This is a genomic window from Rhizobium sp. TBD182, from assembly GCF_001950375.1.
Taxonomy (GTDB): domain Bacteria; phylum Pseudomonadota; class Alphaproteobacteria; order Rhizobiales; family Rhizobiaceae; genus Agrobacterium; species Agrobacterium tumefaciens.
Genome location: NZ_BDLN01000003.1, coordinates 229,464 through 242,222 on the forward strand (window position 1 = coordinate 229,464; position 12,759 = coordinate 242,222).

The following is a 12,759-nucleotide window of genomic DNA, read 5'->3' on the forward strand; positions in this document are numbered from 1 at the left end:
TGGGTTCGATCGAACGACAGTCCGCCGTCCTAATAGGCCGCGATATCCGGCCAGCGTATTTCGATGCCTTCGCGGGTCAGCGCCGTCTGGAAGGCATGAAGATGGTCATCGTCTTCCTGCACCTGATGCGGTGTGAGACCTTTTTCCAGGCAATAGGCCGCCAGCATTCCAGCCACTTCGCCGATATTCCATTCGACTGGATGCAGGCGGTAGCAGCCATTGGTGATATGCGTCGTGCCGATGTTCTTGCCCGCCGGAATAAGGTTCTTCACGCGCTCGGGTATGAGTGCGCCAAGCGGAATCTCGAACGGGCAGGAAGGCACATCGATATAGTTGTCGCCACCGGTCGATGGGTGCAGATCGATGCGGTACATGCCGATGCCGATGCTGTCGCGATAGCGGACAGCCCCCCTGTCACCGCGAACCGTGTAGGAAAGATCCTGTTCGACGATGCGCGTGACCGGCTTGATGCGGCGGCTTTCCCGGATATAGGGCGCCATGGCAAGGCCGTGTTCGGTGCCGGTAATATCGCCTCTGAGGCGCAGGCCGCGAAAACCCTGTCCGCCATCAAGGCGCGGCGCTTCGGTCTGCAACCAGTAAAACACCGAATAGGAAAGTTCGGCCGCCGCCTTCAGATGCCGCGCCTTTTCTTCTTCCGACACATCGATGATGGTGCCGTCCATATAGTCGATCATCGGCCAGTTCACGAGGCAGATGTCGGATTTATAAAAACCTGGCGCAAAGTTCTTGCGTGCCGCGATGCGACGGAAAATCCAGAGGTTTTCATCGCCACCGCCCTTGCGCTGGTCGGCATCAACCAGCAACGGATCGTCGTCCGGATTGGGCGTGAAGGAGCGGGTCGTGTGTTCCAGCGTGCGCGGATGCGGCGCGGTGAAACCGAGCATCGGCCCACCCCAGAAATGCGGCTGGTACTTGCGCCAGTAGTCGTAATTATCAGGCTTGTCGATCGTCTGATCGCCGTCGACATGATCGATTGCAAAGCAGATCGACACGGCCTGCACATTATCAGGCTGGGCGCTGGCCGGCGCACTGGGCTCACCCGTGTCCGATTGCGCCTCGAACCCCTTGGCATATTCCGTGCCCGTCATCGGCAACAGATCGCCAAGCTCGGTGGCATCAAGAATGTAGTCGGCGGAAATGACGATCTCCGCTCCGCTGTCGCGATGGCGCACGGTGACCGCGCGGACCCTATCGCCGTCCACATCGGCAGCAACCGGCCGATAGGGCTTGAGCACCGTCAGCCGGTCGGCGCCGATATAGGGCATAAGCATGCTTTCCATCACCGCAAGGCTGACGCGCGGCTCGGCGCAGATGCGGCTGACCCAGCCGCCACCCGGATTGAGGTCACTCCAGGAGCGGGCGCCTTCCGTCAACGGATAATGGTCGCGGTAATATTGGCGCACGCCGTTGCGTAGTGCGCGATAAGAGCGGGTGATACCGAACTGCTCGACCCAGCTATGTTCGTCCGATGGCACGGCCTGGCTGGTCAACTGACCGCCGATCCAGTCATATTCCTCGGTCATGATCACGCGCTTTCCGGCGCGTGCGGCACCGAGCGCCGCCGCCACGCCGCCAAGGCCACCACCGACCACAAGAATGTCTGCTTGCATCTCTTTCACGTCGTCTCATCCGTTTTGTTGACTGGGGACTTATCTGGGGAGGCCACTGGAGCCGGTCCCAATGTTTCACCCTTGACGGGTTGGCACTTGAGTAGAATTTGACTTCCCGGGCTGCCGGTCTCGATGCGGTTCACCAGCATTGCAGTCGCCTGCCGGCCCATCTCTTCACGGGGAATTTCATAGGATGTGAAACGCACCGGGCTGCGGCCGGCACGAATATGGCTGCCAAGCACGACCATCGAAAACACGTCGGGCACCCCAATTCCGCGCTCCCGTGCCAAAGTCTCGACGCGCACCGCATCCGCCAGTTCTATGAAAAATGCCACCGTCGCGCCGCTTTCGATGATCGCGTCGAGGATCTTTTCGGCAGGCCGGTTTACCGCCTTTATGTGCAATGCAAGCGTCGCCGCCGTGCCGAGCGCATCACTGAAACCTCGCCAGCGGTCGGCAATCGATTCCGCCGGACCCGCAGGGCCGATATAGGCGAGTTTGGAATGCCCGAGCATCATGGCATCCTCAACAAGCTGCCGTGTGCCCGCGGCATAGTCGCCGCCGACATAGGGCACGGGCCCGCCAGCATCGTCGCGTCGGCCGATCGCCACGAATGGATAATCTTCCGAGACCAGCCGGGTAAGCTCCTTGCGGTCGAATTCACGGCCCAGGACAAGGCAGCCATCGGCGATCCGGAGCCTGTTGCCCTCGGAAAAAATCTTGCGGTTGTTGCCGACGCCGGCACTGGTCAGCAGCAGAAGATCGTACGCCTGCTGTTGCGCCTCTTCCTCGATGCCCAACAGGAACGGCGTGAAGAAGTCCGCCTGTGCGCTTGGAAAAGCAGGCTCGTAGGTGAAGACGCCGAGGATGCGATTAAGCCCCTTGGCCATGCGGCGCGCGATCGGGTCCGCGACATAACCCGTCTTGCGAATGACCGCCTGTACGCGTTCGCGTGTTTCAGCCGGGATACGCGCAATCGCGGTCGGCGCGCCGTTCAGAACAAGCGATACTGTTGCCTGACTGACGCCGGCAAGCTTCGCAATATCGTTCTGAGTAAGGCGTTTATGGCTGGTCACGCAATGCCCTCCCCGACACTCGTTGACTGCTAATACGTATTAGCTGTTAATGCGTATTAGCACGATTTCCCTGCTCTGTGTCAAGAGGCGAAAGACACGCTTGCGGAGAGATGTTTTGACGAAGGCTTATGATGCGGCCAGCCCGGCCTTATGACGGCCGCGCTGGGTTATGGGCTTTCATACCAGCGGTAAAATGGTGCCCGCTGCGGGTTCAGGGTGCCGAAGGCGTCTTTGCGTCGGCAAGCTTTTGCTGGAGAAGCCAGGTCCACATCGCCTCATCGCCGAGCACTTTTGCCTCCACCTCTTCATGGTTCGTATCTTCAAAAACCGTCAGCCGCACGTTGCGTTTCAGTTCCTGGAGACGCTGGACGAGGACAACAGTATCGGACAAAGGAATCACCTCGTCCCTTGAGCCGTGAAAGGCCCAGAAGGCGGTCTTTTCATTGGTGCGGTTGAGGTAATGGCGGATGCCGCCACCGGCAATTGGGACGACCGCAGCAAAAGTTTGCGGAAACTGCTCGGCCATTGACCAGGCGCCGAACCCTCCCCGGCTATATCCGATCAGATAGATACGGCTGCGGTCCACCCGATGATCCGCCACAACGGAAGCCAAGACGCTTGCGACACGTTCGATCGGATAAAGCAGTTCCTCGCTCGGATTTTGTGGCGAAAACACCATGAAAGGAAAATCACGGCCCCCTTCGATCAATTTTGGCAGACCGCTGCGGCGCAGCTTTTCGACGTCGCTCCCGCCCTGATCGCCGCCATGCAGCCAGATCACGAGAGGATAGGTTTTGTCCGAACCGGCATAGTCTTTGGGCGTATAAAGCAGATAATTGATATCCGACGCGATCGTGGCGTCAGACCTCATGGCCTTCTGCTCGGCAAAGGCAAATGTCGATGTGGCCAGTGCCGCAACAGCGATCAGGCATAGTTTCAGATGCTTCATGCTTTTGTCCTCCCAACAAACACGTCTTCCAAGACGCGACTGGTGAACTCATCAGCCGCCGGGTTGGTTCAGTGGTTTGAAAAGCATGCCGGTCAACACGCCATGCGGAACCCGATTGAGGCTGCGAATATCGATCAGCCAGGTTTGTCCACCGCAGTGTGGAGGACAGAGACATGCGTTCATTATTTGTTCTGGCCTGCTGTTTGAGTTTTTGCTAATCATTGCAACAAGAGTGCTTTTGAAAAATGCCGTCGTCGTGCGGATAGGCAAATATCAAGGATGCAGGCATGGCGGTTGCCTATCTGGACAAACTGAACGAGCAGCAACGCAAGGCCGTGGAACATGGCGTTGGGCCTTCAGGCGGACACACGGCTGGACCGTTGCTGATTATCGCCGGTGCCGGTTCCGGCAAGACCAATACGCTGGCGCACCGGGTGGCGCATCTGATCGTCAATGGCGCCGATCCTCGCCGTATCCTGCTGATGACGTTTTCACGGCGTGCCGCTTCCGAAATGTCGCGTCGTGTCGAGCGCATCTGCAAGCAGGTCATTGGCGCTAACGCCGGAGCCCTCACGGATGCGATGGCGTGGTCCGGCACGTTTCACGGGATCGGCGCGCGCCTCTTGCGAATCTATGCGGAACAGATTGGACTGGACGTGGATTTCACGATCCACGACCGCGAAGACAGCGCTGATCTGATGAACCTTGCCCGACACGAACTGGGTTTCTCCAAGACCGAGAGCCGTTTTCCGACAAAGGGCACCTGCCTTGCGATCTATTCGCGCGCCGTCAATTCACAAACGCCGCTGAAAGACATCATGCGCCAGCACTATCCATGGGTGTCCAGCTGGGAAGAAGAGCTCAAGCAATTATTCGCCGCCTATGTCGAGGCCAAGCAGGCCCAGAACGTTCTCGATTACGACGATCTTCTGCTCTACTGGGCCCAGATGGTCGGCGATCCCGACCTTGCAGGCGATATCGGCAATCGTTTCGACCACGTGATGGTCGATGAATATCAGGATACCAACCGGCTGCAGGCCGCGGTGCTGATGGCACTGAAGCCGGGCGGTCGCGGGTTGACCGTCGTGGGTGACGACGCGCAGTCGATCTATTCCTTCCGGGCAGCAACGGTGCGCAATATCCTCGATTTTCCGGCATCTTTCAGCCCGGCTGCAGATATTATCACCCTTGATCGCAACTATCGCTCGACACAGCCGATACTGGCTGCCGCCAATGGTGTCATCGACCTTGCCCGTGAGCGATTCACCAAAAACCTCTGGACCGAACGACAGTCGCTCGAGCGGCCGAAGCTCGTGACAGTAAAAAGCGAAACCGAGCAGGCAAACTTCATTATCGACCAGGTGCTGGCCAATCGTGAGACCGGCATGACGCTGAAGCAACAGGCCGTGCTGTTTCGCACCTCCAGTCACAGCGGGCCGCTTGAAGTTGAACTTACACGCCGCAATATTCCCTTCGTCAAATTTGGCGGCCTGAAGTTTCTCGACAGTGCCCATGTAAAGGACATGCTGGCGGTATTGCGTTTCGCGCAAAACCCGCGCGACCGCGTCGCCGGTTTCAGGCTACTTCAGATGCTGCCGGGTATCGGGCCGAAGAAAGCCGGCAATATTCTCGATACGATTGCGGCAGATCCCGAACCTTTGCTCGCCCTTGCCGAAATTCCGCCGCCACCCAAAACCGGTGATGACTGGGTATCCTTCGTGCAGTTGCTGGCGAACCTGCGAAAATCGCACGGCGGCTGGCCATCAGATATCGAGCAGGCGCGGCTCTGGTACGAGCCGCACCTCGAACGCATCCATGAGGATGCCGAGACGCGGAAGGCCGATTTGCTGCAACTCGAGCAGATTGCCGGCGGCTATCCTTCCCGCGAACGCTTCCTCACCGAACTGACGCTCGATCCGCCGGACGCCACCAGCGATCAGGCAGGCGTGCCGCTGCTCGATGAGGATTACCTGACGCTTTCAACCATTCATTCGGCAAAAGGCCAGGAGTGGCGTTCCGTCTTTATCCTGAACGTGGTCGATGGCTGCATACCCTCCGATCTGGGCGTCGGCTCCACCCATGAAGTCGAGGAGGAACGCCGGCTGCTCTATGTCGCCATGACCCGCGCCAAGGACAGTCTGTCACTGATAACCCCGCAACGGTTCTTCACCCATGGCCAGAACGCGCAGGGCGACCGGCATGTCTATGCCGCTAGAACCCGCTTCATACCGGCAACTTTGCTGCAGTTCTTTGAAACGGCCACCTGGCCGCTGGTTTCGGCCGCAGCCTCCGAGCGCAGCGCGCAGCAGATCCGCATCGATGTAGGCGCGCGGATGCGGGCGATGTGGAAATAGGGAAGATCGTACAGGCTGGAACGATGGATAACACGGCTGTTCGAAAGATCATCCATATCGACATGGATGCCTTTTATGCATCGGTGGAGCAACGCGACAATCCCGCACTTCGCGGCCTGCCCGTCGCCGTCGGCGGATCGGCTGCACGAGGCGTGGTGGCTGCGGCAAGTTACGAGGCGAGAACCTTCGGCGTGCATTCCGCCATGCCATCCGTCACTGCCAAACGGAAATGCCCGGATCTGATCTTCGTACCGCCACGCTTCGAGGTATACCGGCAGGTGTCGCAACAGATACGGGAGATATTTGCCGAATATACCCCGCTCATCGAGCCGCTATCGCTCGACGAAGCCTATCTCGATGTCACCGAAAACCTGAAAGGCATGGAGATCGCCACCGAAATTGCGCTGGAGATCCGCGCAAAGATCAAGGCGGTCACCAGTCTCAATGCATCTGCCGGCATCTCCTACAACAAGTTTCTGGCCAAGATGGCAAGCGACCTGAACAAACCGAATGGCCAGGCCGTCATCACGCCGAAGAATGGGCCTGGCTTTGTTGAAGCCCTGGCCGTCAAGAAATTCCATGGCGTCGGACCCGCCACGGCCGAGCGGATGAAACGGCACGGCATCGAAACAGGGCGCGATCTCAAGTCGAAATCACTCGGTTTTCTGCAACAGCATTTCGGGAAGTCCGGCCATTATTTCTACAACATCGCCAGAGGTATCGATGAACGGCAGGTCAAGCCCGATCGCATCCGCAAATCTGTCGGCGCAGAAGACACATTCGTCGAGGATATCGACGATCTCAACTTAGCGAAGGCGGAGCTTGGCCCTTTGGCTCAGAAAGTCTGGCGTTATTGCGAGGCCCACGACATCACGGGAAAGACGGTGACCGTGAAAATCAAATATTCGGATTTCAGCCAGGCGACACGCAGCAAAACAGTGTCGGGAGCCGTGTCAGACCTCGCAACGATCCAGGAGATGTCAGAGACCCTGCTTGCCTCCGTCTTTCCATTCAAACGTCCGGTAAGGCTGTTGGGGATTACCCTTTCCTCGCTGAGCACCGAAGAGAGTGAAGAGGAAGCGCAGCTCGCACTTGGCCTGTGATGCCGCTGTCCCGAAAACGAAAAAGCCCGCCGCGGGAGGAGGTGCGGCAGGCTTTCCGAAATTTCGAACAACGGCTGGGAGGAGGAGTGCCATTGTTCACAAGACAACCCTTGGGAGGAGGATAGGGTCATCTCAATCCGAAGCTTTGCGGGAGGAGGTGCATCGCTTCGATGAAAACAAGATACCCGGTTTTACCGCATATTAAATAGGCTTTAATGCAGCGCAGCCATGCAAGAAACGCACGAGTCTGCTTTCATCAGCAGCGGCATGACCCAGATGGATTGCGCCGCCTGTACCCTTAGAATTTCACGCTGGCCGTGAGGCTGACGTTGAAGGGCTCGCCGACAGCATTGGCGTAGCTGGTGGAGCCAATGGATGAGGTATAATAGCTTTTGTCGAAGATGTTCTTCAGATTGAGCTGCAGGGTCACCGGTTTCTCCAGCTGAAGCGTATAGGTCGCAAAGGCGTCGAAGACGGCATAACCCGGCAGGTCATAGGAATTGTCGTTGATGCCGGCACGCTGGCCGACGGCCCGCACTCCGCCGCCGATCCGCAGCGTGTTGCCGTTCGGCCCGACCTCACCGACATCATAGGCAAGAAACAGCGAGCCGGTGTGACGCGCGACATTCGGCAAGCGCTTGCCGGCATAGGTGGAATCTTCGAGAACGAGAGCGTCCGTATAGGCATAACTTGCGATTAGATCGAGACTATCGGTAAGGTTGCCGGCAATATCCACCTCCACCCCGCGCGAGCGAACGAGACCGGCGGCCTTCACCGTCGACACACCGCCTACATCCTCCGAATAGGCGACATTGCGCTTGCGGGCATTAAACAAAGCAATATTGGCATTCAAACCGGTGAACAGGTCGAGCTTGGCGCCCACCTCATAGGAAATGCCCTCCTCCGGATCGAGCCCGCCATAATAGGCTCCGATCGAGGATTGCGGGCGGAAGGTTTTCGCCACATTGGCATAAAGGGATGCATCCGGCGTGATCTTGTAGACGAGACCGGCATTGGGGATGAGTTCGCCGCCATTGTTCTGGGTGTTGACGACGAAGGGGCGGCCTTTGCCGGCATAGATGTCGTAATACTGGTAGCGCAAACCGCCGACAGCGATCCATTGATCGCCCAGATGCACGGCGTCCTGCATATAGATCGAAGCAGTGGAAAGCTCCTCCGTCTGGTCGCTGTCGACGTCCCTGACCGTCGTGCATGCCGGCAACCTGCCGTAAACGGGATTGTTAATGTTGAAATTCGTCGAATTCGCGCATCGCAACATGTTGGTGCGCAGCGTGTCGCTGTAATCGTAGGACATGCCGAACAGCAGATCGTTGCGCAGGCCACCAATATCGGCCTCACCGGTCAAATCAGCGCGGGCCGCATGGTTGTAGATGGTGGAATATTGCGTAGCGTCAGCGCGTCGCGTCACCTGCCCCGTGCGGGAATTGTAACCCATCACGCGGGCCTGGTTGTCGGAATATTCGTTTTGGCTATAGGCGTAGTTCAGCGACAGTTTCCAGTCTTCGGACAATTGGCGGTCTACTGAGATACTCGCCAGATCGGATTTGCCATCGGTGATGTTATAGGCCTCGTCCAGCCTGAGACGTCGGCTGACATTGATTGCCTTGCCGGTCGCTGGATCGAAGATCGTGCCGCGATCGAAGGGCACGCTGTAATCCTCATGCATATAGGAAACCGTAATGTCGGTATCCTCGCCGCTCCATTTCAGCGAGGGTGCTATCAGCCAGTTCTTCTTCTCACCAAAATTGCGCCAGTAGTCGCTGTTCTCCCCCTGACCGATCAGGCGATAGGAAAAATCCGTTCCCGCAATAGGTCCGGTCACATCGAAACCTCCGGATGTACCATACTTGCCCGCCCCAAAGGCTGAGAAGCGCGAATACGCTTCGGCGGAGAAAGTATCTTCAGGCTTCTTCGTCACGACATTCACCATGCCGCCCGGATCGAGAATGCCGTAGAGCGTGGATGCCGGCCCTTTCAGCACTTCCACTCGCTCTGCAGTATCGTTGAAGGAATGCGGCAATGCAGTCTTCAGCCCGTTGATGAGGATCGAGCCATCGCGATTGTCACCAAAACCACGGCGGATAACGGCATCCTGCGTGCCGCCCAGCGTGTTTGACTGGGTAACGCCGCTGACATTGGCGAGCGCATCATCGAGCGAGCGCGCCTGCTGGTCACGCAGCACTTTGTTTGTCACGACGTTGACCGATTGCGGAATATCGAGGATCGGCGTTTCGGTGCGCGTCGCAGTGCCGGTGGTTATCGGCTGATAGCCGCGTGCGCCTTTTTTGACGTCGGCATTAACGGTTATCGTCTCAAGCACGGTCGTCCCATCGGCATTTTTCTTCGGTGCCGTGGTCTCCTGCGCAAAAGCAGGCAGGGCAACTCCGGCCAGAAGCAACGCCAACAGCGCTCGCGAGCCTACCTGAATGATCATCGAACCGTCGTGCATCTGTCTTGTCCCCGGCTGCCCTAAATCGTCATCGCGACGATGATGCACCGCTCTTTCAATTGATGAATGTAGTAGTCAACTTTAATTCGGCTTGTGACGGGCGAAACATCTGGCGAATGCGCGCTCGTTCATGCCTCCACAGTTCTGATTCGGGGTCAAGATCGTCGCTTTTTGTGCAAATCACCGCGTAAAAACCGGCTTTTCGAAAGCTATATACTTGACTACTACAGTCATCAATAATTCTGGTGGCGGCTCACAAACGGGGAAAATCTTGGACGACGGTGACAAAAACAGACGCGCGGGCATACGTCTTGCGGCCAATGCAATTGAGTTTGCCTATGGCGACACCCCCGTGCTTGCCGACGTGTCCATAGACGTTGCGCCGAACCGATTTACCGTTCTGCTCGGTCCGAACGGGTCGGGAAAATCGACGCTTCTCTCCGCACTTGCCCGCCTGCACCGCCCGGCAAGCGGCTATATCCTTCTCGACGGCCGCGACATATTTCATCATCCCACACGGGAGGTGGCGAAGCGGCTGGGCATGCTGGCACAGCAGAACCACACGCCGGAAGGGCTTTCGGTCTTCGATCTCGTCTCCCGTGGCCGTTACCCGCATCAGGGATTTTTGAAGCAGTGGAGCGAGGAAGACGCGGACGCAGTGGACGAGGCACTTTCCGTGACCGGAATGTTCGGCCTTGCCGAAAGAGCAATCGACAGCCTCTCCGGCGGCCAGCGCCAGCGCGCGTGGATCGCCATGGCGCTCGCGCAGCAGACAGATATCATCCTGCTGGACGAACCGACGACATTTCTGGATCTGCATCACCAGATAGAGGTGCTGGATATGCTGGCTGGCCTCGTCACCCACCACAACCGCACGATCGTTGCCGTGTTGCATGATATTAATCTCGCCCTGCAATATGCCGATCACCTGATTTTTCTGAAGGATGGACGGCTGCGGCACCGGCTGGAAACAGCGACGCTGTGCGATGCCCAAATCATCTCGGACGTTTTCGACATGCCTGTCGCCCAGCTCACGCATCCGGTCACGGCGAGGCCGGTATTTCTTCCCCTGCCCGGACGGACTGGCACGGCATGATGTTCGCCAGGATGAGTTACAGCAAGCCCGCCATGCAGGAGAAGGCCTATGGCCGCGCGCTTGCGGCAGCACTGCTTATGCTTCTGGCCATGATGCTTCTGATTCTGGCACATATTGGTACTGGCCCGCGCGCCGTTGCCCCACATGTGCTGAACGACCTGATATTTTCCTACGACGCCCGCAATTTTGACCAGCAGGTTTTGCTGCGTCTGCGGCTTCCGCGTCTGCTTGCTGCGCTGCAAGCCGGCGCCTGCCTTGGAGTGGCAGGGCTTCTGTTGCAGACCCTGCTTCGAAACCCGCTGGGCGAGCCGCATATTCTGGGATTAAATGCGGGCGCGAGCCTCGCGGTCGTCGCGGCGACCGTGACGCCGCTGGGGTTAATCGCAACGCCGGCCTTGCGCCCTGTGCTGGCGGCCACCGGCGCAGGCATCAGCTTCTCACTCGTCCTTCTGCTCGCGTCCGCCGGACGGCAGGGTCTGACGCCAGCAAAACTCGTCTTTTGCGGCATCGCGCTGTCGACGCTTGCCGGAACCCTTACCTCCGCCATCCTCATTCTCAACGAGGAAACATTACAGCAGATGCGCTTCTGGCTGGTTGGCGATACGGCAGGCATTTCGATGGCAGCCGTCGCCGCCGCCCTGCCTGCCGCCATTATCGCACTTCTCCTTGCATTTGCCGTCGCGCCGCGGCTCGATCTGCTCGCTTTGGGTGACACCACCGCCACAACACTTGGCGTGCCTGTCCGTTCGACCCGGATCTTGGCGCTTGCCGCAATATCGCTATTCTGTGGCGCGGCCATAGCCGTCACCGGGCCTATAGGTTTCGTCGGTCTGGTGGTGCCGCCACTCGTGTCGCGGCTAAGAACGGGGCGGCTTCTGCTTGCCATTCCCATAGCCGCGCTCGGCGGCGCGGTTTTACTGATCGCCGCCGATCTCGCCGCCCGCCTGATCCTTGCGCCAAAGGAACTGCCGACTGGGGCAATGACCGGCCTTGTCGGGGCGCCTGTCTTTCTCTGGTTGGTGCGCAGGGTGTTTAAATGAACCGTTACAGGGTCATCAGACTGGCGCATTTTTCATTTCGCCTCTTGCCGCAGCGGCTGGCTATTATGGTGACGCTTACCCTTTGCCTTACGCTTGTCACGGTATGGTCGCTTACCGCCGGCAGCCAATATATCCCGGCCTCCTCCCTGTGGTCTTTATTGACCGCTGGAAATAATGATCCCGCCTCGAATGACGCCGTGATGGTTCTCGACTTTCGCTTCTCGCGCCTAGCGCTTGCCATGGTCTCCGGCGCCATGCTGGGCGTTGCCGGTGCCATCATGCAAGCGACCACCCGCAACAGCCTTGCCGACCCGGGCCTGCTCGGCGTGCGCGAAGGCGCATTGCTCGCGGTGCTGGGCTGCCTGTTTTTGTTGCCATCCCTGCCGGTGATATTCCGCCCCCTGGCCGGTATCGCCGGTGGGATGGCGAGTGCTGCAATCGTCTTTTCGCTTTCCGGTGTCACCTCACGGATGCGCTTCGTTCTGACGGGCATCGGCTTCTCATGGTTTTTATCAGCTTTGCTGCTTATCCTTATGGCATCGCTTGATATTCGCAATTTGCAGACGGCGATGATCTGGATGGTAGGAAACCTGCAAGGCGCATCCTGGACCGCCGTCTCGATCCTTTCAGCCATCCTGGCCATCACCCTTTGTCTTGTTCTCCTAACCACCCGTGCCGCCGATGTTCAGGCGCTCGGCGACAATAATGCAGCGGCACTCGGAGTTCACACCCGCTGGCTATCAGCGCTGCATGTCATCCTTGCGGTCGTTCTCACCGCATCCTGTATCTCCTTTATCGGCAGCATCGGTTTTGTCGGCCTGATCGGCCCGCATATCGCCCGACTTTTGCTGCCGGGCAGCTCCCATATTGGTCTTGTTATGGGCGCGGGTCTGGCAGGAGCGACGCTGGTTGCAATTGCCGATACGATTGCCCGAACCGCTTTTTCACCGCTGGAATTGCCGACCGGGCTCGTTCTTTCGGCCGTGGGCGCCCCCACGCTTCTTACCCTTCTTTGGTTTCACCGACACCGCCTATAGGTC

Annotated in this window: 9 protein-coding genes; 5 read left to right on the forward strand and 4 right to left on the reverse strand. The window is 58.4% G+C overall.

Annotation, left to right across the window (positions count from 1 at the left end):
• Positions 1 to 29: 29 nt before the first annotated feature.
• The 3 genes from T18_RS13345 to T18_RS13355 form a co-directional block, all read right to left on the reverse strand.
• Positions 30 to 1,631 carry an FAD-dependent oxidoreductase gene (locus T18_RS13345; RefSeq protein WP_038495277.1) on the reverse strand — a complete coding sequence of 534 codons (1,602 nt, stop codon included), beginning with the start codon at positions 1,629 to 1,631 and terminating at the stop codon, positions 30 to 32.
• Positions 1,632 to 1,636: 5 nt separating this feature from the next.
• Positions 1,637 to 2,707 (reverse strand): LacI family DNA-binding transcriptional regulator, encoded by a 1,071-nt coding sequence (locus T18_RS13350; protein WP_025594973.1) that lies wholly within the window; start codon positions 2,705 to 2,707, stop codon positions 1,637 to 1,639.
• 211 nt (positions 2,708 to 2,918) lie between these two features.
• Entirely contained in the window at positions 2,919 to 3,656 is a 738-nt protein-coding gene (locus tag T18_RS13355) for a prolyl oligopeptidase family serine peptidase (RefSeq protein WP_038495274.1), read from the reverse strand.
• Between the two features lie 287 nt (positions 3,657 to 3,943).
• Between T18_RS13355 and T18_RS13360 the strand changes: the two genes are divergently transcribed.
• Positions 3,944 to 6,010, forward strand: coding sequence for an ATP-dependent helicase (locus T18_RS13360; RefSeq protein ID WP_038495271.1), 2,067 nt, complete (start codon positions 3,944 to 3,946; stop codon positions 6,008 to 6,010).
• Positions 6,011 to 6,033: 23 nt separating this feature from the next.
• Entirely contained in the window at positions 6,034 to 7,113 is a 1,080-nt protein-coding gene (gene dinB / locus T18_RS13365; RefSeq protein WP_038495268.1) for a DNA polymerase IV, read from the forward strand.
• Positions 7,114 to 7,411: 298 nt separating this feature from the next.
• On the opposite strand, the gene T18_RS13370 is transcribed toward dinB, so the two are convergent.
• Positions 7,412 to 9,583, reverse strand: a complete 2,172-nt coding sequence (locus T18_RS13370; protein WP_038495265.1) for a TonB-dependent siderophore receptor — start codon at positions 9,581 to 9,583, stop codon at positions 7,412 to 7,414.
• 271 nt (positions 9,584 to 9,854) lie between these two features.
• Between T18_RS13370 and T18_RS13375 the strand changes: the two genes are divergently transcribed.
• Genes T18_RS13375 through T18_RS13385 form a run of 3 tightly spaced genes read left to right on the forward strand, consistent with a single transcriptional unit; the run spans position 9,855 to position 12,756 of the window.
• Positions 9,855 to 10,679, forward strand: a complete 825-nt coding sequence (locus T18_RS13375) for an ABC transporter ATP-binding protein (protein ID WP_038495261.1) — start codon at positions 9,855 to 9,857, stop codon at positions 10,677 to 10,679.
• Complete coding sequence (locus T18_RS13380) at positions 10,676 to 11,719, forward strand: FecCD family ABC transporter permease (RefSeq protein ID WP_038495258.1); 1,044 nt, start codon at positions 10,676 to 10,678, stop codon at positions 11,717 to 11,719. The genes T18_RS13375 and T18_RS13380 overlap by 4 nt, the downstream gene beginning before the upstream one ends.
• Positions 11,716 to 12,756, forward strand: a complete 1,041-nt coding sequence (locus T18_RS13385) for a FecCD family ABC transporter permease (protein ID WP_038495255.1) — start codon at positions 11,716 to 11,718, stop codon at positions 12,754 to 12,756. The genes T18_RS13380 and T18_RS13385 overlap by 4 nt, the downstream gene beginning before the upstream one ends.
• Positions 12,757 to 12,759: the final 3 nt, after the last annotated feature.